The organism is Paraburkholderia phymatum (assembly GCF_038900715.1).
In the GTDB taxonomy this organism is placed as follows: domain Bacteria; phylum Pseudomonadota; class Gammaproteobacteria; order Burkholderiales; family Burkholderiaceae; genus Paraburkholderia; species Paraburkholderia phymatum_A.
The window spans coordinates 51,766-74,462 of record NZ_JAYMRZ010000006.1; the positions used below are offsets into that span (position 1 = coordinate 51,766).

Sequence of the window (22,697 nt, forward strand, 5' to 3'; positions counted from 1 at the left end):
TATTTCGCAAGTGGTTCGCGGTCGGTATGCGAAAAGGTTGCGGTGAATTTGAAGCTCATAAAAAAACTCCAACCGTTGCCGGTTGGAGTTTTTAGAAGCCTACGGTAGATGTTGTGATGTTCGCGACCGCCGGCGGCCGACAAACTCAAACGTCAATATTCCCCGCCCGCAGCGCATTACTCTCGATAAACGCCCGACGCGGCTCCACTTCATCGCCCATCAGCGTCGTAAAGATCCCATCCGCCGCAATCGCGTCCTCGATCTGCACGCGCAACAGACGTCGCACGTTCGGATCCATCGTCGTTTCCCAGAGCTGTCCGGGATTCATCTCACCGAGTCCCTTATAGCGCTGCTTCGACACGTTCCGTTCTGCATCGGCGATCAGCCACTTCATCGCGCTCTTGAAGTCGCCCACGGCCATGCTGCGCTCGCCGCGCTTGATCACTGCGCCCTCGCCGATCAAGCCCTTGAACGTGTTCGCGGTATTGACCAGTTGCTGATAGTCGGCCGTCAGCTGGAATTCTTCGTCGATGACGCTGACCTTCACATTGCCATGATGACGGCGCTCGACGCGCAGCGAACGCAGTTCGCGCACCGGGTCGTACATTGCGATCACGTTGATCTCCGGCTTGAGCGGATCGTCGCGCAATTTGGCTTCGAGCGCGCGCGCCGATGCTTCCGTCGATTCCTCGCTCGACAGATCGATCGTCGCGCCATCCATCACGGCCTCGAGCGCAGCTTCGTCGTAGAGCTTGCTCAGACGATCTACGACAGCCTGCGCCAGCAGATAAGAACGAGCCAATTCGCCCAACGCATCGCCTGCAATCGGCGTCGCGCCTTCGGCCGCTATCAGCTCAGAACCATTCAGAGCCAAGCGCAGCATATGCGCGTTCAACTCCGCCGTGTCCTTAAGATAACGCTCGTCCTTGCCCGCCTTCACCTTGTACAGCGGCGGCTGCGCGATGTAGATGTACCCGCGCTCGATCATCTCCGGCATCTGACGATAGAAGAACGTCAGCAGCAGCGTGCGGATGTGCGCGCCGTCGACGTCAGCATCCGTCATGATGATGATGCGGTGGTAACGCAGCTTGTCGAGGTTGTAGTCGTCCTTGCCGATGCCGCAACCAAGCGCCGTAATCAGCGTAACGATCTGCTCGGACGACAGCAGCTTGTCGTAACGCGCCTTCTCGACGTTCAGCACCTTGCCGCGCAACGGCAGAATGGCTTGGAATTTTCTGTCGCGGCCCTGCTTTGCCGAACCGCCCGCCGAGTCACCCTCGACGATATAAATCTCAGACTTGGCAGGATCTTTCTCCTGGCAGTCTGCCAGCTTGCCCGGCAGACCGACGCCGTCCAGCACACCCTTGCGTCGCGTCATCTCGCGCGCCTTGCGTGCGGCGTCGCGAGCACGCGCCGCATCGACGATCTTGCCGCAGATGATCTTTGCGTCGATCGGCGTTTCCAGCAGGAATTCTTCGAGCGCCTTCGCGACCACTTCTTCCACAGGCGCGCGCACTTCGGACGAGACGAGCTTGTCCTTCGTCTGCGAACTGAACTTCGGCTCGGGCACCTTCACCGACAGCACGCACGACAGGCCTTCGCGCATGTCGTCGCCGGACGTCTCGACCTTCGCCTTCTTCGCGATTTCGTGATCGACGATGTACTTGTTGATCACGCGCGTCATCGCCGCGCGCAGGCCCGTCAGGTGCGTGCCGCCGTCGCGCTGCGGAATGTTGTTCGTGAAGCACAGCACGTTTTCGTTGTAGCTGTCGTTCCACTGCATCGCCACTTCGACGCCCACGCCGTCCTTCTCGCCGACGATGTGGAAAATAGTCGGATGCAACACGGTCTTCGTCTTGTTGATGAACTCGACGAAGCCCTTCACGCCGCCGACGAACGCGAAATCGTCTTCCTTGCCCGTGCGTTGATCCGTGAGACGAATCCGCACGCCGTTGTTCAGGAACGAGAGTTCGCGGATACGCTTCGCCAGAATGTCGTAGTGGTATTCGACGTTGCCGAAGATCTTCTCATCGGCCATGAAGTGCACTTCGGTGCCGCGGTTTTCCGTATCACCGACAACGGGAATCGGCGACAGACGGTCTCCGTCCACTTCTTCGATCACGCGGTTTTGCGGCACACCACGATGGAATTCCATGAAGTGCTTCTTGCCGTCGCGGCGCACGGTGAGGCGCAGCCACGACGACAGCGCGTTCACGCACGACACGCCCACGCCGTGCAGGCCGCCCGACACCTTGTAGCTGTTCTGGTCGAACTTGCCGCCCGCGTGCAGTTCGGTCATCACGATTTCGGCGGCACTGCGCTTCGGATCGTGCTTGTCGTCGCGCTTGATGCCCGTCGGGATGCCGCGGCCGTTATCGGTCACGGAAATCGAGTTGTCGGCGTGGATGATGACCTGAATGTCGTCGCAATGACCGGCGAGCGCTTCGTCGATCGAATTGTCGAGCACCTCGAACACGAGGTGATGCAGACCGGTCCCGTCCGACGTATCGCCGATGTACATACCCGGCCGCTTGCGCACGGCCTCCAGACCTTCGAGGATCTGAATGGACGAGGCGCCGTAGCTGTTATCGGGTTGCGAATTGTTCAGTTCAGTCATGGATTTCTTCCGGTTCTGCGTTACTGCTTCGTTGCTGCTCGAGGCTTTACAAAACACCATAAAAACACCAAAGGGGCGCTGCGCCCCTTGGTGTGTTCTTCGTGTTGGACGCGTCAGATGCGCATCGGCATCACCACGTATTTGAACTGGTCGTTCTCGGGAATCGTAATCAGCGCGCTCGAACTGGCGTCGCCGAGGCTCACTTCCAGCATGTCGACCTTCAGGTTCGCGAGCACGTCGAGCAGATACGTGACGTTGAAACCGATGTCGATGCTGTCGCCCTGATAGGCGATTTCGAGTTCTTCCTGCGCTTCTTCCTGGTCCGCGTTGGTGGACATGATCTTAAGTTGGCCCGGCTCGACGATGCAGCGCACGCCCTTGAACTTGTCCGAGGTCAGAATGGCCGCGCGTTGCAGCGAGCGCTGCAGCTCTTCGCGGCCGATCACGAACGTGTTCTTGTGCGACTTCGGAATCACGCGCTGGAAGTCCGGAAACTTGCCTTCGACCAGCTTCGACACCAGTTCGACGCCGCCGAACGTGAACTTCACCTGCGTCGGCGCGATGTCGATCTTGAGTACGTCGTCGATGTCTTCGAGCAGGCGTTGCAGTTCGAGAATCGTCTTACGCGGAATGATCACTTCCTGGCGCGCGAACGAGCCTTCGATCTTCATCGACGAAAAAGCGAGACGGTGACCGTCCGTCGCGACGGCCATCAGCTGATCGCCATCGACCACCAGCAGCATGCCGTTCAGGTAGTAACGGATGTCCTGCTGCGCCATCGCGAAGTGAACCATGCCGAGCAGTTGGCGGAACGTCTTTTGGGGAACCGCGAGGTTCGCGCCGAAGTCTTTAGCTTGAGCGACCGTAGGGAACTCGTCTGCGGCGAGCGTTTGCAGCGCGAAACGGCTCTTGCCGGACTGCACGGTCAGACGCTTGTCGTTCAAGGTGAGCGTGACCTGCCCGTCGGGCATCGCGCGCAGAATGTCGAGGAGCTTTCGCGCAGCCACCGTCGTGGCCACGGACTCGCCGCCGACGCCGAAATCGGCATGCGTGGTGATTTGCAGTTCGAGGTCGGTGGACAGGAACGAGACGTCCGGGCCGTTCTTGGTAATCAGCAAATTGGCGAGGATCGGCAACGTATGACGGCGTTCGACAATGCCGCTCACGGTTTGCAGCGGCCTGAGGAGGTTATCGCGTTCGGTCTTGACCAGTTGCATAGAGTTCCTTCGTTGATGTGTCGGCCTGCGCGCCTTGCCCGGCAATGTTGAAGCGCGCGGCCCCGGCCCCCCGCCGGCGCCGTACTGCGCCAGTCACGGCGTGAAATCCCGCCCGCTTTTGCCGGGCGGTTAAACCTGTATTGTGCCTGAAAATGGAAGCACTTCCCTAAATTGGGGGTGACTCGCGCAATAAACAGATCAAATTTTCCGACAGGTTCGACGCATCCTTCGGTCAGATCCGGCCCTCAACCCGTTCAGCCTTTCAGCGTCTGCTCCAGCACGTGCAACTCGTGGTTCAGCTGCGCGTCCTTGCCGCGTTCGTCGGCGATCTTGCGCACCGCGTGCAGCACCGTCGTATGATCGCGCCCGCCGAACAGCTCGCCGATTTCCGGCAGGCTCTTCTGCGTCAGCTCCTTCGCGAGATACATTGCGATCTGGCGCGGTCGCGCGATGTTGGCCGGCCGCTTCTTCGAATACATGTCGGCGACCTTGATGCTGTAGAAGTCGGCGACCGTCTTCTGGATGTTTTCCACCGAAATCTGCCGGTTCTGCACGGTCAGCAGGTCTTTCAGTGCTTCCTTGGTCAGCTCGATCGTGATCTCGCGGCCGTGGAACTTCGAGTACGCGAGAATCTTGCGCAGCGCGCCTTCCAGTTCGCGGACGTTCGAACGCAGATGCTTCGCGACGAAGAACGCGACGTCCTCGTTCAGACTCACGCCTTCCGACTGCGCCTTGCGCATCAGAATTGCGACGCGCATCTCAAGCTCCGGCGGCTCGATCGCGACAGTCAGGCCAGAGTCGAAGCGCGAGATCAGACGGTCGTCGATACCTGAGATTTCCTTCGGATACGTATCGCTGGTGATGATCACCTGCGCCTTGTTCGCAACGAGCGCTTCGAACGCGTAGAAAAACTCTTCCTGCGTGCGAGATTTGCCCGAGAAGAACTGAATATCGTCGATCAGCAGCAGGTCGAGCGAGTGGTAGTAGCGCTTGAAATCGTCGAACGCCTTGCGCTGGTACGCCTTCACCACGTCCGACACGTACTGCTCCGCGTGGATGTAGCGGATGCGCGCGCCGGGCTTGTCCATCAGCAACTGGTTGCCGATCGCGTGAATCAGGTGCGTCTTGCCGAGGCCCACGCCGCCGTAGAGAAACAGCGGGTTATAGGAGATGCCCGGGTTGTCGGCGACCTGGATCGCGGCGGCGCGGGCCAACTGGTTCGCCTTGCCGGTCACGAAGTTGTCGAAGGTGAGCACGGGGTTCAGCTTCGAGCGCTCGTACATCGAATCGCTTTCGCCGCTCGCCGCCGGCGCGGCCGCGCCCGGACGCCACGTGCGGCGCCCCGCTGCGGCCTCGTTGGCGTCGAGACTGGGCAGATCGAGGTCGGCGGCATCGTCGGTCAGCTGGGCTGCGTTCGTGGGCGCGCCGAGGCCGCCCATGCCGCCCGCGCGGGCCGACTGGGCCGCTTGCACGGCGCCGACAGCCGCATCGACGGCCGCGGCGGCGCTGTTCGCGCCGACCGTCGACGGCCGCGGCGGCGCGACAGGCGCCGCACGCACGCCAGCTTTCGGATCGAGGACGAACTGGACGTCGACGGGGGAATGCCAGAAATCGCGCGCAAGGTCGGTGATGCGCCCGGAAAACTGGCTCTTGACCCAATCCAGCTTGAAACGGTTCGGCGCGGCAATGCTCAGGGTATTTGCATTGGCGTCGAAGGCGACCGGGGCCAACGGTTTGATCCACGTCACGTACTGCTGGGGCGTCAATTCGCGCTCCAGCAATGCGGAACAGTGTTGCCAGAATTCGTTCATCAAGTTGCTATCGTTATGTTTGCGACGCTTTTCCGCCGGCGCTATGGTCGCGGGATACGCGACGAGGCCCGAAGCTGCCAGGCGGAAAAGCCCCAGACGCTTGTGCCACAAAGGTTTGCGGGGTCAAGCGGGCCGGGGCGGCGTGCAGGATTCTTGGGAAGTAAGGCGAGATTCTACCGCCAAAACGGCAGGCCAAGTGAGTTATCCACAGGGCCCGATCAAACAACGTAAAATGACGCCGCCTGTGGATCGTCTGCCTAAGCTATTGACGAGTCAGAGAAAACCGGCTTAAATAGCGGGTTCCGCGAAAACCAATTTTCGAACCTCCGGCCATTGCACTTTCAGCGATGCTCGCGCGGTTATTTCTCAAACAAGTGAGAGCAACATGAAACGTACTTACCAACCTTCCGTGACGCGCCGCAAGCGCACCCATGGCTTCCGCGTTCGCATGAAGACCGCTGGCGGCCGCAAGGTCATCAACGCACGCCGCGCGAAGGGCCGCAAACGCCTCGCCATCTAAGGCAGGCAGAAACGCGGTCAAGCCGAGTGCGCGCTGTGTCCGACACCCGCCACGCTGCGGGAACGGCAGACGCGCCGCATCAGAACGTCGTTCCGGTGCAGGCGTCCGCAGCCTTTCCCAAAGCCGCAAGGCTGCTGAAAACGGATGAATTTTCATCCGTTTTTCGTTTGCGCCCGTGGCGCCGCACTGCGCACTTCGTCGTGTACGCGCGGCCGACGGGCAACGAAGCGCGCCTCGGCCTCGTGATCGGCAAGAAGTACGCGCCGCGCGCGGTCACGCGTAATCTGGTGAAGCGTCTCGCGCGCGAAGCATTTCGCGTGCGCCGCGCGGAATTTGGCGGCTGGGACGTGCTGCTGCGTCTGCATACGAAATTCGACCGGAAGGCGATGCCCAGCGGATCGTCGCCGCCGTTGAAAGCGTTGTGCCACAGCGAAATCGATGTGCTGCTCGACAAGGTGGCACGCGAAATCGCCCGGCGCGAGGGGGCGGCAACCGGGTCGGCAACGCAACGGGCGGACACGCCGCCCACCACGCCATGACATCCGCACAGCCTCGAAGCGCCGCTGCCGTCCAGCGCTTCACAACGGGCGGTGCAGTCCCGCCGCACTGGTCATGCAAACGGTACTGATCGCGTTACTGCGTTTCTACAAGATTGCCGTGAGTCCCATGCTCGGCAATCGGTGCCGCTTTTATCCCTCCTGTTCGGATTACGCGCGCGAAGCAATCCAGTATCATGGCGCCGCGCGTGGTACTTACCTCGCCGCAAGGCGCCTGTGCCGCTGTCACCCGTTTTCGGCGGGCGGCATCGATCTTGTCCCGCCTCCAACTCCTAAGAAGCGCTGACGCGCTGTGCCATCGACACTGAGACAACGCATGGATATCAAACGCACCGTCCTATGGGTCATCTTCTTCATGTCAGCTGTCATGCTGTTCGACAACTGGCAGCGCGACCATGGACGCCAGTCGATGTTCTTCCCGAGCGCGACGCAGACCAAGACGGCGAGCACCGCCGCGCCGGGCTCGTCGACGACGGGAACCCAACCCGCTGAGCTGCCGCAGACGACCGCCGCAGCACCGGAATCGACGACATCCGCCGCGCAGCAGGCGCAACTGGTTTCGTTCACCACTGACGTTTACCGCGGCCAGATCGACACGCGTGGCGGCACGCTGTCGAAGCTCACGCTGTTCAAGCCGGGCGAAGGCAAGCAGCCGGCTCAGGTGATCACGCTGTTCGACCATACCGCCGATCACACGTATCTGGCGCGCACGGGCCTGCTCGGCGGCGACTTCCCGAACCACACCGATGTGTTCACGCCCGTTGCCGGTCAGCCGACCGACATGACGGGCAACACGCTGAAGCTGTCGTTCGAATCGCCGGTCAAGGGCGGCGTGAAGGTCGTGAAGACCTATACGTTCACGCGCGGCAGCTACGTGATCAACGTCGACACGAAGATCCAGAACGTCGGCTCGACGCCCGTCACGCCGACCGCCTACATGGAACTCGTGCGCGACAGCCAGCCCGTCGAGACGCCGCGCTTCTCGCACACGTTCATCGGACCTGCTGTGTACACGGAGCAGCATCACTTCCAGAAGCTGACCTTCGAAGACATCGACAAGCACAAGCAGGACTACGCGAACTCCGCCGACAACGGCTGGATTGCGATGGTGCAGCACTATTTCGCGTCGGCGTGGATTCCGCAGCAGGGCGTGAAGCGTGACATCTACGTCGAGAAGATCGATCCGTCGCTGTATCGCGTTGGCGTCAAGCAGCCGCTGCAGACCATCGCACCCGGACAGTCGCTTGACGTGTCCGCCCGCCTGTTCGCCGGTCCGGAAGAAGAGCGCATGCTCGAAGGCATCGCGCCGGGTCTCGAACTGGTGAAGGACTACGGCTGGGTGACGATCATCGCGAAGCCGCTCTTCTGGCTGCTCGAAAAGATCCACAGCTATGTCGGCAACTGGGGCTGGGCGATCGTCCTGTTGACGCTGCTGATCAAGGCCGTGTTCTTCCCGCTGTCGGCGGCAAGCTACAAGTCGATGGCGCGCATGAAGGAAATCACGCCGCGCATGCAGGCGCTGCGCGAGCGCTTCAAGGGCGATCCGCAGAAGATGAACGCGGCTCTGATGGAGCTGTACAAGACTGAGAAGGTGAATCCGTTCGGCGGCTGTCTGCCCGTCGTGATTCAGATTCCGGTGTTCATCTCGCTGTACTGGGTGCTGCTGTCGTCGGTGGAAATGCGCGGCGCGCCGTGGATCATGTGGATTCACGATCTGTCGCAACAAGATCCGTACTTCATCCTGCCGGTGCTGATGGCCGTCTCGATGTTCGTTCAGACGAAGCTCAACCCCACGCCACCCGACCCGGTCCAGGCCAAGATGATGATGTTCATGCCGATCGCGTTCTCGGTGATGTTCTTCTTCTTCCCGGCAGGTCTCGTGCTGTACTACGTCGTGAACAACGTGCTGTCGATTGCCCAGCAGTACTACATCACGCGCATGATGGGGCAGAAGAAAAAGGCTGCCTGATCAGAAGTTGGAATCGGACGTCGGACAGTCCGATCCCAAGCCCTCTGAAAAAAGAAAACCGCCCGGTTAGTGCCGGGCGGTTTTTTTATGTCTGGGTCTTTCTTATGAATTGTCGGCGTCGCCGTATAGCTGCGCGATCAATTCCTGTACAAGATAGCGATGATGCGGCGTCAGCGATTCGATCTTCGACGCCAGTTCGAGCGTCTCCGGCGAAAGCGGATATTTCTCGCCGCGAACCAGAGGCTTCGGAACAGTTTTTGTCGATCCGCTCGGCGAAGGCCCATAGTGCAGCCAATGAATATCCACTTCGAACCAATCGGCGAGCGTCCGAAGCTTGTCGTCGGTTGGAATCGTGCGGCCGCTCAGCCATTTGTGTACCGTCTGCGGCGAGACGGGCTGGTCGCCGTGATGGCGCAGATTGAAATGCAGCGCGAGATCGGTCCCGCCCTTGAGCTTTTCCGGGGCGCGTCTCATCGCGAACTTCAGTCGCTCGGCAAAGGCCGCTTTTTCTTCGAGGGTTGGCATCCACAAATTGTGCAGTCCGACGCCCCACAGGTAGACAACCGTACACGCTACATTTAGCGCGTCCTAGATTTGCCTATCTCGCAGCAGCACACGATCGGATTTGTCCCTTCGAAGATTTGTAGACCCGCAAATCCTTTATCCGTAAGGATGAGACTACATGAACGGTCGGAATTTTTCTATATCGGTGCTGACCATGGCTTATCTCATATGAGATAAGCTCACGCTCGCGGTATGAGCGAGCGCAGCGCATTGTCTGCGCGAGGCCGCCTTGAGCGCGCGTTACAATGCCAGGCGTTCGGCGCATCGTTCGCGCACGTTTTTCTGACCAATTTCTCCCGTTTCCTCCTGTTTTCTCCGGTTTTCCTCCATGCTCGCCACCGATTCCGATCCGATCGTCGCCATTGCTACAGCCCCCGGCCGAGGCGGGATAGGCGTCGTGCGGATTTCGTTTGGCCGCGCCGGAGAAGCGGCCGCTCAACCGATGATGCAGGCGCTGACGGGGCAAACGCTCGCGCCGCGTCATGCCAGCTATGTGCCGTTTCTCGACGACGGCGGCAACGCACTCGACCGCGGCATCGCGCTGTATTTCCCCGCGCCGCATTCGTACACGGGCGAGCACGTACTCGAGCTTCAGGGGCACGGCGGTCCCATCGTGCTTCAGCTGATCCTGCAGCGATGCATCGACGCGGGTCGCGCGTTCGGCCTGCGTCTCGCGGAGCCGGGCGAATTCACGCGGCGCGCGTTCCTCAATGACAAGCTCGATCTGGCGCAAGCCGAGGCCGTCGCGGATCTAATCGAGGCGAGCACGGAAGCGGCCGTGCGCTCGGCTGGGCGGTCGCTGGAAGGCGCGTTCTCGCGCGACATCCACGCGCTCGTCGAAGAGGTGATCACGCTGCGAATGCTCGTCGAGGCGACCCTCGATTTCCCCGAAGAGGAAATCGACTTTCTCGAAGCGGCAGATGCGCGCGGCAAGCTTGCGCGCATCCGCGATCGTCTCGCGCTCGTGCTGAGCGAAGCGCGACAAGGGGCGCTGCTGCGCGAAGGGTTGTCGGTCGTGCTGGCCGGGCAACCGAACGTCGGCAAATCGTCGCTGCTTAATGCGCTCGCCGGCGCCGAGCTGGCAATCGTCACGCCGATCGCGGGCACCACGCGTGACAAGGTTGCACAGACGATCCAGGTCGAGGGCATCCCGCTGCATGTGATCGACACGGCTGGGTTGCGCGAGACGGAAGACGAAGTGGAAAAGATCGGCATCGAGCGAACCTGGGGCGAGATCGAGCGCGCCGACGTCGTGCTGCATCTGCTCGACGCGCGCTCGGGCGTGACACCCGACGACGAATCGATCGCCGCGCGCTTTCCGTCAGGTGTGCCTGTCGTACGCGTGATCAACAAGACGGATCTCACGGACGTCGCGCCGGGCGTGGTTGGCCTGAACGGCATCGGTGATGTCGACTTGTGCGAGGTTCGGCTGTCGGCGAAGACGGGGAACGGCATCCACCTGCTGCGCGGCGAACTGTTGCGCATTGCGGGTTGGCAGGCTGGCGCGGAGAGTGTCTATCTGGCACGCGAACGGCATCTGATCGCGCTGCGAGCGGCGCAGGAACATCTAAGACTGGCCGCTGAACATGCCGATCAAAACTCGCAGGCGCTCGATCTTTTCGCAGAAGAACTGCGGCTGGCTCAGGAGCAGTTGAACTCGATCACCGGGGAATTCACATCGGATGACTTGCTTGGTGTGATTTTCAGCAGGTTCTGTATCGGGAAGTAGCCGGCAGGCGTGGTTATCCGGTTATTGCTGCATTACGGTTTTGCGCTGATAAGCTATCACCCGATGGATAAGCTTCTCGCATGCATTTTTGGGTACACAACGAGATAAACTGCGGTTCCGACGCGCCTTGTGTACCCAAATCGAACCGATGCCGAAACTCGCGACACCGCTCAGCGAATCCCAGATCCGTGCCTTGCAGTCACGCGACACACGCTACAGCGTGGCCGACGGCAAAGGGCTCATCCTCGAAGTCATGCCGACCGGGAAGAAGGTCTGGCGTTTCCGCTACACGCTGAACGGGCGTCGGCAACCGATGGTGACGATCGGCGACTACCAGTTGATGTCGCTGCGCGTCGCCCGGGCACGGGCGCAAAAGTACGCGGAGATGGTTGCGAAAGGTCTTTCGCCCGTCTCAATAGCGCGACAGGATCGAGGCGCGGAAAAGCGCGTCGACATACTGCGCGATGCCGCCGAGCTTTACGTGGCTTCGGAAATCGCCCGCAAGTCCGAAGAGTATCGGCGAACCACGCAGCGCGCGCTCGACAAGGACATCCTGCCCGCGATCGGGCACAAACCGATCGCGCAGGTCACGACCGAGGACATCCAGTCGATCTGCGACGCCATCAAGCGCCGGGGCGCGCCTCAGATGGCGCTGCACACACGCAACGTCGTCAAGCGGCTGTACGTGTTCCTGATCGCGCGGCATCTCGCCGACGCCAATCCTGCCGCGTCCATTGCGGCCCGGACGATCGCCAACCATGACGGCCGCACCCGAGTGCTTTCCGCTCACGAGATCGGCGTCCTGCTGCGCGCCATTTACACCTCGGACATCCGCCGGCCGCTGAAGCTAGCCCTGCATCTGCTCATACTGACAATGGCTGGCAAATCGGAGTTGATCGAAGCGACATGGCGCGAGATCGATCTCGACGCCGGTATCTGGACGATTCCCGCCGCGCGCGCCGGCAATGGTCGCGAACACCGGGTTTATCTCTCGGCGCAGGTGGTAACAATGCTTCGCGAGTTGCGCGAATCAAAGGCGAGCCGCACTTACGTCTTTCCTTCGACCCGCGGAGACGAGGACCGCCCGATCGCAAAGGGTACGTTGAATCAGGCGCTCAAGACGCTGGGAATGCAGGGCGAACATTTCGTGCTGCACGATTTTCGTCGCACCGCTGCGAGCCATCTTCGCGCCCTGGCGCAATCGACTGCGGACGAGAGCGACCGAGACCAATCAGTCGGCGTTTCACGGCACGAGCGTAATGACAGCGCTCCGAGTCCACACGAGATGCAACTGTGGGCGGATTTCGTGGAGGCACAGCTCGGCGACGGAACGCATGCTTCGTTGGGACGGCCTCGGGCTGTGGGCATCGAATAGCTTGTGCGGCGCTATTGGTACACGATACGCGCAGTCATATGTGGAAACCCTTGCTGACAAAGGGAGAGCGACAAGTCATGCGAGGTTCTAATCGATGCGGCTCTGTCAAAACATCGAGCAGCGTCAGCCGTAGCTTTAGGTACACAGAGAATTTGACAGACCGCCAAACGCCTTAATCTATCAAGCTTCTGGCGCGAAATGCGAGTTTTCGCAATCAAGCAACCAAAGGTCTCGCAGAATGATCGGCGCCCGTCATTCCTGAACGGCGACCGGCTCGGAACTCTGCTCCTCGCAGGTGTGCGCCGACTGATCGGCGACTGGCGTCGAATACGCGAGAATGCCGCGCCGTTGATAGTCGTCAAGCTGGAGTAGCAGGCTATCGAGAGCGCAAAGCTGGGCTTTCGTAACCGCAGGCGCGTCGAGCAGTGCGTGCAGACGCTTGCGCCAGTAGTCAGGAGAAAGGATGGGGCCGCCAAGATCGCCCAGCAGCGCCGGCCACATGACGCGCGAAATATGTGCAATTTCCTGATCGATCAGTCGGTTCATGTGTCCCCCGGCAAGGTCCGGACAAGGCCAAAATTACTTACATCTGATTATTTACTGTAGCCACATTTTAGCCAGTCACGCCCTACAAAAACAAATAGGGTTTGACGCGATGTCGAGCGCAAAAAGGGACATCGGATGAGCTCAAGCGTCCGCATGGGCGTCGACTGAGAATCGGGCGAACAGAACGATGTTTGGGCGTCGTTTCGACGACGCACCGAGTATGGAACGCCGGTCAGACCGCGCCGCGAATCGATAGCCGCTTAAGCAGCCACGAGCGAAGAAGGGGAAAATGCGCGCGCTGAGAAGAGAAGGCTACGTATCGTCATCATGCGGTTCCGGCGCGCGCGGCACCGAACCGCACAGGGAAGTCAGCACGACGCTGATCAGAATCAGCGCGAGCATGAACAACCAGTACTCCGTCCACGAAAAAGTGAAGGCCAGCACAGCAGCCTCCTTCCGCTCCCGTCGTCAGTGATCCGATTAATGGTGAAGCAGGCTGCGTATCGGATGCCGCCAGTCCATCCGTCTGTGGTGTTCTTCGTCGTGCAGCGCCTGGCGATGCTCCTGCCAAAGCTCGTCTGAAAACAGAAAGGCGGCGATGAGAAGCGGCACGATGAGAAACGCGCCCAGAATCAGATGCTCGATCACAGTGTCCTCCAGATCGATGGAACAGCGACGATTTCATTGTAGGCGTGTTGCGTGCCGCTGCGTGCGATCCACCGCGCACACCATGTGCGCGCTTCTGGCCGCGCAAAACGCGCGCCCGCTTCATCGCTTTCGCGCATCACGTTGCGCTCAGGCCGTCGCCTTTTTCCATGCGGCCGCCAGCAGTCCAGCGCCGATCAGCAGCGTTCCGCCCGTACAGTTGACGCCACGTTGCACGCGCGGGCTGCGAATCGCGCGCCGCGCCGCCGATGCGAGCAGCGCATACCCGAGCGCATTCAACGTCGCGATCGCAACGAAGGTGGCTTCGAAAATCGCGATCTGAGACCACGTGGCAACCTGCGTATCGATGAACTGCGGAACGAAGGCCACGAAGAACACGATGCTCTTTGGGTTGAGCGCCGTCACCGCGTATGCGTGCGCGAAGATGCGGCCCGTGCGCGTTTCTCCGACGGCAGAAGCATCGCCCGCCGAGACGGGTGCGCGCCATAGCTTGATGCCGAGGTAAATCAGATACGCCGCGCCAACCCATTTGAGCGCCGTGAACAGCGTCGCCGACGCAGCGAGTACAACGCCGAGTCCCAGCATCGACGCGGTCATCGACGTCAGATCGCCCAGTGCGACGCCCGCCGTCGTGACCAACGCGTAACGCCGGCCGTGGCCGAGCGCGTACGAAATTACAAGCAGCACGGTAGGCCCAGGAATCGCGACGAGGATCGCGGACGCGATGGCGAAGGGGAGCCAGTGAGCGAGTGTCATGAAAAGTCTCCTGTGAGGCGGTCGATTTATCCACGAACCTCGCGCCTGCGCAAGCCGCCATTTCGCATTTGCACGCACGTGCGTCCGAAGCGGGAACGCACTCAGGCATCCTTTTTATTCTGCATTCACTTCATTTTGACCGAGCATTTGATGAATTAGACGAATGACTTTGTGTGCAATGCGTCAAGACGCAAATGCGTTATCGCAAGTTGCATAAAAGCGTTTAAGCGTAAACGCGAATCTCACCGGCGAACGGTTATCCAGAGACGCTTTCAACTCGCGATCTCAATCTGCAATCCGCCGGACATTTGCCTCGCAGCGACATGGGTGCGGCGTTCAAACGGTCGCACGATCACTGCGACAATTCGCCGCTGTTGCGAGCGCACACAAGATGTGCTTGCCGTTCAATACAGTTCTCCTAGATTTTTAGTTGTGCGTCTTTTCCGGCAGTTAAACACCTAGCTAACCGAGCAGTAACCCGCACGGAGGTAACCATGAAAAAGCGAGTCGCCATTCTTTTCGCATTGACGGGTTTAGTCGCGGCAGCCAGTGCGCAGGCACAGGACGTCGTGATCAAGCCCCAACAAACGGTGCAATTCAAGGCGAATGCGTATGGGTGCCTGTCGAAAGATAAGCTCGACGCCGTCAATCAGCACGCACAGGCAGGCGAGCAGCAGAAAATGCAGGAGTTCTTCTCGGGTTATCAATGCATCTCGACGCCGGAGAATTCGGAATTCCGCGTCGTTCGCGTAGTCGGCCATGACGTCGAATTCGTGAATGCCGGCAATAGTGATACTCAGGGGCTTTGGACTAACGACCGCTTTATCAAGCAATAGGCTCTTAAAGTTGGATTTCACCCGACATTGGTTGTCGGGTGTGAGCAGACATCTGAACGAAAGAGCTTCTTTCGGGGTTTAACATGGCCAGACTCTCGTCTGGCCATTTGCATTTTCTCGCCGCTTTAAGCCGGCCATTAATTCTCCGCCAGTCCCGCACATTCGACGCAAAGCCGTCTGTTTCTTCGTTCCAGACCATCGCGAACGCCGCCTGGCGTGCCTCATCAGGCTGTCATGCCACCCCGGCATATTCGGTATCATCACGCTCCCACCTTGCGGTAGGACGCATTGCCCGCGCGACGGCCCGAAGACACGCCAGTTCGGCACACATGTTGCTGCTTTCCAAGTGAAGCGAAAGCAGCGCGGTTGACGCAACAACGGCCCACAGTTCGGCTCAGCGGCAACCGGCTATGTGTTCAACGGCGAGACGCGCGAACCGAGGCGTGACCGCTGCAAGGCAGGGAACGATCATGGCAAGGTACGCAGACTCTCTATTCACTATCCGGTCCGCTTTCGCTGGACCAGGTTGCAGCATGGCTCTGAAATCGACAATTTATAAAGCTGAACTCCAGATCGCCGACATGGACCGGCACTACTACGCCGACCATTCGCTGACGATCGCGCTTCACCCTTCGGAAACCAACGAGCGGATGATGGTCCGCGTGGCCGCGTTCGCGCTGTTCGCGCAGGAACGCCTCGAATTCTGCAAGGGCTTGTCGGATATCGACGAACCCGATCTGTGGGCCAAAGACCTGACGGGCGCAATCGACACCTGGATCGAAGTCGGTCAGCCGGACGAGCGCCGGATCGCCAAGGCCAGCAGCCGCGCAAACGAGGTGATCGTGATCGCCTACGGCGGCAAGACTTCCGACATCTGGTGGCAAGGGGTGCGCAACAAGGTCGAGCGTTTGCGGAACGTGACGGTGTGGTCGCTGGGCGAAAACGTCGCGCCCGAGCTTGCCGCGCTGGCCGAACGGACGATGCGCCTGCAATGCACCGTGCAGGACAACGCCGCGTGGCTCGGCAGTGAAACCGCCGATGCCGTGCCGGTCGAATGGACGGTTCTCAAAGCCAGCGCCGACGCACGCCCCGCCGCGCACGGCGGACGCTGAGCCAATTGGCCGCTCTGTGTACCTAAAAATCGCGTCTTCCGCTCATGCCGTCGCGTCCGGCGGCCCTTTGAGTTCGACCATGTTGCCCTCTGGGTCGAACAGATACAGCGACGGACCATAACCATCCGCACCGTAGCGCGTCGCCTGCTCGCCGATCCGAACACCCTGCTCGGTCAGCCAGGCCTTCAGCGCATCCGCGTCGAACGGCTCCACGCGCAGGCAGATGTGATCCATGTTTTTTCCCGCGCCGGGCACGCCGCTTTCCGGCCGATCGATCTTCCCGCCGACCTGCAACAGATCGATCAGCGAGCGTCCCGCCCGAAGCTGGATCAGGCCGAGATCGCGCTGTTCCTTCTCCAGCGCGCAGCCCAGCACCTCGCGGTAGAAGCGCGTCATCGCCTCCAGATTGGCGGCGCGGATCACGACGTGGTCAATATCGAGAATCTGGAATTTCATGGCACGGCGTCCCATTCGTGGAGTTCATGTTGAAGAACCCAGTTTAGAAGGAAACCCGTGCAAGGGCTGAGGCTAGAGGCGCTTCTTCCGGCCCGGCAGGGGACCGAAGTGCAAAAACTGCGGACGAAAAAAAGCCCGCTCGATTGGAGCGGGCTGAATCCATATCAGGAGGAGACATGGAGGAGACAGAAATCACTATACACGCCGGCTTGATGCGACGCAATAACTTTTTAAGGGAAAACCCCAACTTTTTTCATCGACGTGTTTTGTCCCGAAATTTGGGAATCCCAGGGCCAGCCGCAGTCGATCATGCGAGCCAAATGACAGAGCAAGAACCGGAGCGTAGTGTGTGAGCTTGCTCGCTAAAGTGGTAAGCATCGAAACCGTCCCTCGGGGCAAACGATGAACACAGCCTTCTCCAAAGCCGCTCCCGCCGCGTTCGCCACCGACGACGAACGCTGGGCAGCCGTTCTGAACCGCGACGTGTCCGCCGACGGCGCCTTCTTCTATGGCGTGCGGACGACGGGCGTATTCTGCCGTCCGTCGTGCGCATCGCGGCTGCCACGGCGGGACAACGTCGACTTTTTCGGCTCGACCGACGAAGCGCGCGCCGCCGGCTATCGCGAATGCAAGCGCTGTCAGCCGGGTGGCTTGCCGCGCGAGCTCGATATCGTCAATCGCGCGTGCGCCGCGCTCGACGCCGATCCGCAGCAGCGCCTCACGCTCGCGCAGTTGAGCGAGGCCGTGCACGTCAGCCCGTTTCACTTGCAGCGGCTCTTCAAGCGCGTGGTCGGCGTGTCGCCGCGCCAGTACCAGGCGGCGCAACGCGGCGCCGCGCTGCGCGACGCATTGCAGCGCGGCGCGGACGTCACGCGCGCGACCGTCGACGCAGGTTTCGGCTCGCCGTCGCGCATGTACGACACGGCGGCCGCCGAACTCGGCATGGCGCCTTCCGAGTATCGGCGCAAGGGTGCCGGACTGCGCGTCCACTACGCCAGCGCGCAGACTTCGCTTGGCCTCGTGCTGGTCGCGACGACCGACAAAGGCATCTGCAAGATCGCCTTTGGCGACGATGAAGCGCCGCTCGTGGACGGCCTGCGCAAGGAATTCGCGAGCGCGGAACTAATCGCAGACACCGCGCGGCTCGCGCCGTTCATCGAGCAGATCGATGCGTATTTGCGCGGCAAGCGTCAGCGCTTCGACCTCCCGCTCGACATCGCCGCGACCGCTTTCCAGCAGCGCGTGTGGGAAGCGCTACGACGCATCCCCTACGGCGAGACGCGCAGCTACTCGCAGATCGCCGAAGCAGTCGGCTCGCCGCGCGCTGTGCGGGCCGTCGCGAGCGCGTGCGCGTCGAATCCCGTCGCGCTCGCGATACCATGCCATCGCGTCGTGCAGAAAGGCGGCGCACTGGCGGGCTATCGTTGGGGCGTCGCGCGCAAGGCGATGCTGCTCGACGCGGAAGCGCACGGTGAAGCGAAAGCCGACGACGAAGCGAAAGCCGAACGCAAAGCCACCCAACCCATCGCCGACATGGATCACGCCGCTTGAGCACCACGCCGACCGCAACCGCAACGCTTGAACTGCCGTTCAAGGCTCCGTACGACTGGCCGCGCGTTCTGCGCTTTTTTGCGGGCCGCGCGACGCCCGGCGTCGAAGCAGTCGAAGAAGGCGTATGGCGCCGCGCGATCGACTGGAACGGCGACAGCGGCACGCTTGCCGTGCACAAGCATCCAAAGCGACGCTGCATCGTCGCCACGATCGACGGCGCGGCGAGCCGTCACGCGGACGCGCTCTCCGCGCCGATCGCGCGCATGTTCGACCTGCATGCCGATCCGAAAGCAATCGGCGCGAGCCTTGCCGCCGATCCCTGGCTCGCGCCGCTCGTCGATGCTGTGCCGGGTCTGCGCGTACCCGGCGCGTGGTCCGCGTTCGAGCTCGTCGTGCGGGCGATCGTCGGCCAGCAGGTCAGCGTGAAAGCCGCGACGACGATCATCGGACGAATCGTTCAGCGCGCCGGCGAACGCATCGAGGACCACCCGCACGAAACGACGGCATGGCGCTTCCCGACACCCGCCGCGCTCGCCGCCGTCGATCTTTCACAGATCGGCATGCCGGGCAAGCGCATCGAAGCGCTGCAGGGTTTTGCGCGCGCCGTCGCGTCGGGAGACGTGCCAGTCGACAGCATCGCCAGCGTCGATAACGTCGGCAACGCATCGGTCGATGTCGCACAGTTGCGCGCGTCGCTGCTCGCGCTGCCGGGCATCGGTCCGTGGACGGTCGAATACGTCGCGATGCGCGCGTGGCGTGACGCCGACGCGTGGCCCGCATGGGATCTCGTGCTGATGCAGGCGATCGCCGCGCGCGATCCGGCGCTCGTCCGCCCCAACCAGCAACGCGCGCGCACCGACGCATGGCGGCCGTGGCGCTCGTATGCGGCCATGCATCTGTGGAACGAAGTCGCCGATCGCGCGGGCGCGGCACGCGGCGGCTAGCGACCTTCCGCACACTTGCGCAGATACCATCGATCGACTTCGTGCCTCAGCTCGGCGTAGAGTGAAGGACGCGGACCGGACATCGCGGACAAGCGCGGTCACGAGTCGCGTGCGAGCGCCGTCATGTGCCGCGCGCAAGCGCGACTAGCCGCCCGAAACGGCCCCCAAGCAGCCGTTCTGGCGAGATGTTAAAGTGCCCGCTACCGAAAATTCCGCCGAACGTTGTCGACCGCGCCGAGCAGCACCGTGCGGCGCATGGCGGCCGACGATGTTCGACCCGCATCAATGCCAAACACGACACTCTCCCGCACGACCGACGCGGTGTTACACCGCCTGTCCGTGCTGACATCCGGCCCGCAGCGCGACGCGCTGACGACCGGTTTGCGCGGCATCGAAAAGGAAAGCCTGCGCGTGACGGTGGACGGCCATCTTGCGATGACGTCGCATCCACGCGCGCTCGGCTCGGCTCTCACGCATCCTTCGCTGACCACTGACTATTCGGAAGCGCTGCTCGAACTCATCACGCCAGCCGAGCATGACGCTTCGACCACGCTCGAGCGTCTGGACACGCTGCATCGCTTCGTGTATTCGGCAATCGGCGATGAACTGCTGTGGAACAACTCGATGCCGGGCCTGCTGCCCGAGGACGACGAGATTCCCATTGCGGACTACGGCACGTCGAACATCGGCAGGTTGAAGTACGTGTACCGCGTCGGCCTCGCGCTGCGCTACGGACGCACGATGCAGTGCATCGCGGGTGTCCACTACAACTATTCGTTGAACGAAGAAGTGTGGCGGCTCCTTCGCGCCGACCAGCAATCGACTGCGAACGCCGTCGACTTCCAGTCCGAGCGCTACCTCGCGCTGATCCGCAATTTCCGGCGCACGAGCTGGCTGCTGATGTATCTGTTCGGCGCGTCGCCGGCGCTCGACGCGCGCTTCCTGCGCGGCCGTCCGCACACGCTCGAAACTTTCGACGCCGACACGCTCTATCGTCCGTATGCGACGAGCCTGCGCATGAGCGACCTCGGCTATTCGAACACGACCGCGCAAGCCGCGCTGCACGCCGACTACGACACGTTGCAGGGCTATCTCGACGCGCTCGCGAAAGCCGTCAGCCAGCCGTATCCGCCGTATGAGGCAATCGGCACGCAACGCGACGGCGAATGGGTGCAGATCAACACCAACGTGCTGCAGATCGAAAACGAGTTCTACTCGACGATCCGCCCGAAGCGCGTCACGTATTCGGGTGAGCGTCCGCTGCACGCGCTCGCCGCGCGCGGCGTGCAGTACGTCGAAGTGCGCTGCATGGACATCGATCCGTTCGAGCCGACGGGCATCTCGCTCGAGACGGCGCGTTTTCTCGACGCCTATCTGCTCGTCTGCGCGCTCGACGACAGCGCGCCGCTTCCGCCGCCGGCCTACACGGAAGCGAATCAGAACTTCGGCCGCGTGACGATGGAAGGGCGCAAGCCCGGCCTCGAACTGATCCGCGATGGGCAACCCGTCAAGATGCTCGACTGGGCCAATGAACTGCTCGCGAAGATCGATCACGCAGCCGTCGCGCTCGACCGGATTCGCGGCGACGACGGCCACGCACGCTCGGTCGCCGTGCAACGCGCGAAGCTCGCGGACGCGTCGCTGACGCCATCTGCCCGCGTGCTGCGAATCATGCGCGACAAACAGCAAAGCTTTCTCGCATTCGGCCTCGCTCAAAGCGTCGCGCACGCGGAGCATTTCCGCGCGCGTCCGCTGGACCCGGCACAAGCGCAGGAATTCGCCGCGCTGGCCATCGAATCGCTGAGCCAGCAGCAAAAGCTGGAGCGCGAAGAAATCGGTTCGTTCGACGCGTTCGTCGCGGCGTACCGTGCTTACACGCTGAACCGCTTCAGCGTATAGCGCCAAAGACCGCGCGCGTTTGAGTCTGAGCCGCGCAGCAAAAAGGGCAGCCCCGTGCTGCCTTTTTTGTGGCTGCATCAAATCCCGTCTGGGCCGGAAATTGCTGTGTGTCGATGTTGCGCTGCCTCAATGCCGATCGGCTTGCGTGCAGCATGCTCACCTGATGAAACATGCCGCTGCGACTGCGGTCCAACTTTCATAACGCAGCGCTTTAGCGCTCGGCCATACAAATGGGAGGAAGTCCGGTTATGAGAAGAAATCTGATGGCCGTGCTCTGCGTGCTGGCCGCTGGCTGTTCGACGCAGGGGCAAGTCAATCCCGATGTGATGCAGATCGCGACCGCGCCGCTGACCTGTACGAGCAAAGCCCAATGCGACGCCTGGTGGCAGCGCGCGCACTCGTGGGTCACGACGCATTCTCGCTATGAGGTCGCGACCGCGACGGATTCGCTGATCCAGACGACGGGCCCCGAAGGTGGCAAGCGCGCGCTCGCCTTTGAGATCACGAAGACGCCGAACAACGACGGCACGTCGACGATCGGTTTCGCCGCGCATTGCGACAGTTCGCTCGGATGCAAGCCGAATCCTTGGGAAGCCGGCGCCGATTTCAAGCAGTTCGTGCGGGGAAGCTCGCCGAGTCTGGCGGCACCGTCGACGTCCGGTCAATCGGCCGGAACGAACGGGCAATCGACGTCGTCGCCAACAGGGGAGCCCGTCTCTCAGTAAGAACACTCAAGAGTCGCCAAAGCATCTTTAAGACTTCTCCGATTGGGAATTCGCCTCGCAACACGCATCGTCTCGCAGGCTTATTTTCATCATCGGGAAAGTCTTTATGTTTATTCGTACGTTGACGGCAGTTGCATGCGCTGTGGGTATCGCGGGCTGCACGTCGTATTCAGGCCCAACCCACAACACCGACATCGTCACGCTCGCCGACGGAACGCAAGCGTATCGTGTGCAGTGTCTCGGTCTGGCAGAAGGTATTCAGGCCTGCATGGACGAAGTCAAGCGTCTTTGCGGCGACAAGCAGGTCAAACGCATCGACCCCGCCGATCCCAAATCGACAGATTTCGTGTGGCTCAACGAGCGGCGCGAAATCACGTTCCAGTGCGAGACGCGCACCGTCGCGACGCCAGCGCCCGCCGTCATAGCAACGCCTGTCGCCGCGCCCGTCGTGGCGCCTGTCGTCGCGTCCGTGCGCAAGGTGACGTTGCAGTCCGACGCGAACTTCGCCGTCAACAGTGCCGTGTTGACGCCCGCAGCAACCGCGAAGCTCGACAACTTCATCGCGCAGAATGGCGATGTCGGTATCGAACGTCTGACGGTCGCCGGCTACACCGACTCCACCGGCTCGGCGAAACTGAATGAGCGTCTTTCGGCAGCGCGTGCCCGTTCGGTGCAGAAGTATCTGGCAGCGACTGGCATGCGTGCTTCCAGGTGGAACGTGCAAGGCTACGGCGCCGCATCGCCCGTCGCGCCGAATACGACCGCAGCCGGCCGCGCGAAGAACCGTCGAGTCGAAATTCAGATCGACGGCAAGTAATCCCCGCTATCGCGGCGAAGTATCGGGAGC

At 61.5% G+C, this 22,697-nt stretch carries 22 protein-coding genes; 13 read left to right on the forward strand and 9 right to left on the reverse strand.

Features of this window, described 5'->3' with window-relative positions; genetic code table 11:
- Positions 1 to 145: 145 nt before the first annotated feature.
- The 3 genes from gyrB to dnaA all read right to left on the reverse strand — a co-directional run bounded on the left by gyrB (position 146) and on the right by dnaA (position 5,645).
- Positions 146 to 2,617: a DNA topoisomerase (ATP-hydrolyzing) subunit B gene (gyrB, locus tag VSR68_RS13310; RefSeq protein ID WP_342940300.1), complete on the reverse strand. Its 2,472-nt coding sequence runs from the start codon at positions 2,615 to 2,617 to the stop codon at positions 146 to 148.
- A 113-nt stretch (positions 2,618 to 2,730) separates the two neighbouring features.
- Positions 2,731 to 3,834: a DNA polymerase III subunit beta gene (gene dnaN / locus VSR68_RS13315; protein WP_090873625.1), complete on the reverse strand. Its 1,104-nt coding sequence runs from the start codon at positions 3,832 to 3,834 to the stop codon at positions 2,731 to 2,733.
- Positions 3,835 to 4,088: 254 nt separating this feature from the next.
- Positions 4,089 to 5,645 carry a chromosomal replication initiator protein DnaA gene (gene dnaA, locus VSR68_RS13320; RefSeq protein WP_342940301.1) on the reverse strand — a complete coding sequence of 519 codons (1,557 nt, stop codon included), beginning with the start codon at positions 5,643 to 5,645 and terminating at the stop codon, positions 4,089 to 4,091.
- Between the two features lie 385 nt (positions 5,646 to 6,030).
- On the opposite strand from dnaA, the gene rpmH reads away from it, so the two are divergent.
- The 4 genes from rpmH to yidC all read left to right on the forward strand — a co-directional run bounded on the left by rpmH (position 6,031) and on the right by yidC (position 8,691).
- Positions 6,031 to 6,165: a 50S ribosomal protein L34 gene (gene rpmH / locus VSR68_RS13325; RefSeq protein WP_004198824.1), complete on the forward strand. Its 135-nt coding sequence runs from the start codon at positions 6,031 to 6,033 to the stop codon at positions 6,163 to 6,165.
- 26 nt (positions 6,166 to 6,191) lie between these two features.
- Positions 6,192 to 6,704: a ribonuclease P protein component gene (rnpA, locus tag VSR68_RS13330; RefSeq protein WP_428983501.1), complete on the forward strand. Its 513-nt coding sequence runs from the start codon at positions 6,192 to 6,194 to the stop codon at positions 6,702 to 6,704.
- A gap of 73 nt (positions 6,705 to 6,777) precedes the next feature.
- On the forward strand, positions 6,778 to 7,008 hold the full coding sequence (gene yidD, locus VSR68_RS13335; RefSeq protein ID WP_090873624.1) for a membrane protein insertion efficiency factor YidD: 231 nt from the start codon (positions 6,778 to 6,780) through the stop codon (positions 7,006 to 7,008).
- 30 nt (positions 7,009 to 7,038) lie between these two features.
- Positions 7,039 to 8,691: a membrane protein insertase YidC gene (yidC, locus tag VSR68_RS13340; RefSeq protein WP_342940303.1), complete on the forward strand. Its 1,653-nt coding sequence runs from the start codon at positions 7,039 to 7,041 to the stop codon at positions 8,689 to 8,691.
- Positions 8,692 to 8,793: 102 nt separating this feature from the next.
- On the opposite strand, the gene VSR68_RS13345 is transcribed toward yidC, so the two are convergent.
- Positions 8,794 to 9,216 (reverse strand): transcriptional regulator, encoded by a 423-nt coding sequence (locus VSR68_RS13345; protein ID WP_342940304.1) that lies wholly within the window; start codon positions 9,214 to 9,216, stop codon positions 8,794 to 8,796.
- Positions 9,217 to 9,583: 367 nt separating this feature from the next.
- Between VSR68_RS13345 and mnmE the strand changes: the two genes are divergently transcribed.
- Positions 9,584 to 10,984, forward strand: a complete 1,401-nt coding sequence (gene mnmE / locus VSR68_RS13350) for a tRNA uridine-5-carboxymethylaminomethyl(34) synthesis GTPase MnmE (RefSeq protein ID WP_342940305.1) — start codon at positions 9,584 to 9,586, stop codon at positions 10,982 to 10,984.
- Between the two features lie 148 nt (positions 10,985 to 11,132).
- Positions 11,133 to 12,359, forward strand: coding sequence for a tyrosine-type recombinase/integrase (locus VSR68_RS13355; protein ID WP_342940306.1), 1,227 nt, complete (start codon positions 11,133 to 11,135; stop codon positions 12,357 to 12,359).
- Between the two features lie 252 nt (positions 12,360 to 12,611).
- Here the strand turns inward: VSR68_RS13355 and VSR68_RS13360 are convergent, their stop codons facing one another.
- From VSR68_RS13360 to VSR68_RS13375, 4 genes are all read right to left on the reverse strand, one after another.
- The gene (locus VSR68_RS13360; RefSeq protein ID WP_342940307.1) at positions 12,612 to 12,905 is read right to left on the reverse strand and encodes a hypothetical protein; all 294 of its coding nucleotides are present in this window, start codon (positions 12,903 to 12,905) and stop codon (positions 12,612 to 12,614) included.
- A 312-nt stretch (positions 12,906 to 13,217) separates the two neighbouring features.
- Positions 13,218 to 13,349: a hypothetical protein gene (locus VSR68_RS13365; protein WP_342940308.1), complete on the reverse strand. Its 132-nt coding sequence runs from the start codon at positions 13,347 to 13,349 to the stop codon at positions 13,218 to 13,220.
- 36 nt (positions 13,350 to 13,385) lie between these two features.
- Entirely contained in the window at positions 13,386 to 13,553 is a 168-nt protein-coding gene (locus VSR68_RS13370; protein WP_162849289.1) for a hypothetical protein, read from the reverse strand.
- Between the two features lie 147 nt (positions 13,554 to 13,700).
- Positions 13,701 to 14,327, reverse strand: a complete 627-nt coding sequence (locus VSR68_RS13375; protein WP_342940309.1) for a LysE family translocator — start codon at positions 14,325 to 14,327, stop codon at positions 13,701 to 13,703.
- Positions 14,328 to 14,821: 494 nt separating this feature from the next.
- Here VSR68_RS13375 and sap1 point away from each other — a divergent pair, with 494 nt between their 5' ends.
- A complete protein-coding gene (sap1, locus tag VSR68_RS13380) occupies positions 14,822 to 15,163 on the forward strand; it encodes a surface attachment protein Sap1 (protein WP_342935381.1) in 342 nt (113 codons plus the stop codon).
- A 533-nt stretch (positions 15,164 to 15,696) separates the two neighbouring features.
- A complete protein-coding gene (locus VSR68_RS13385) occupies positions 15,697 to 16,275 on the forward strand; it encodes a YaeQ family protein (protein WP_342940310.1) in 579 nt (192 codons plus the stop codon).
- A 42-nt stretch (positions 16,276 to 16,317) separates the two neighbouring features.
- Here the strand turns inward: VSR68_RS13385 and VSR68_RS13390 are convergent, their stop codons facing one another.
- Positions 16,318 to 16,731 (reverse strand): VOC family protein, encoded by a 414-nt coding sequence (locus tag VSR68_RS13390; RefSeq protein ID WP_342940311.1) that lies wholly within the window; start codon positions 16,729 to 16,731, stop codon positions 16,318 to 16,320.
- 402 nt (positions 16,732 to 17,133) lie between these two features.
- Between VSR68_RS13390 and ada the strand changes: the two genes are divergently transcribed.
- The 5 genes from ada (at position 17,134) to VSR68_RS13415 (ending at position 22,667) form a co-directional block, all read left to right on the forward strand.
- The gene (ada, locus tag VSR68_RS13395; RefSeq protein ID WP_342940312.1) at positions 17,134 to 18,282 is read left to right on the forward strand and encodes a bifunctional DNA-binding transcriptional regulator/O6-methylguanine-DNA methyltransferase Ada; all 1,149 of its coding nucleotides are present in this window, start codon (positions 17,134 to 17,136) and stop codon (positions 18,280 to 18,282) included.
- The gene (locus VSR68_RS13400; RefSeq protein ID WP_342940313.1) at positions 18,279 to 19,226 is read left to right on the forward strand and encodes a DNA-3-methyladenine glycosylase; all 948 of its coding nucleotides are present in this window, start codon (positions 18,279 to 18,281) and stop codon (positions 19,224 to 19,226) included. Before ada ends, VSR68_RS13400 begins: the two co-directional genes overlap by 4 nt.
- A gap of 285 nt (positions 19,227 to 19,511) precedes the next feature.
- Positions 19,512 to 21,125: a glutamate--cysteine ligase gene (gene gshA / locus VSR68_RS13405; RefSeq protein ID WP_342940314.1), complete on the forward strand. Its 1,614-nt coding sequence runs from the start codon at positions 19,512 to 19,514 to the stop codon at positions 21,123 to 21,125.
- Positions 21,126 to 21,373: 248 nt separating this feature from the next.
- A complete protein-coding gene (locus tag VSR68_RS13410) occupies positions 21,374 to 21,850 on the forward strand; it encodes a hypothetical protein (RefSeq protein WP_342940315.1) in 477 nt (158 codons plus the stop codon).
- A 106-nt stretch (positions 21,851 to 21,956) separates the two neighbouring features.
- Positions 21,957 to 22,667 (forward strand): OmpA family protein, encoded by a 711-nt coding sequence (locus tag VSR68_RS13415; protein ID WP_342940316.1) that lies wholly within the window; start codon positions 21,957 to 21,959, stop codon positions 22,665 to 22,667.
- The last annotated feature ends 30 nt before the right edge of the window (positions 22,668 to 22,697 follow it).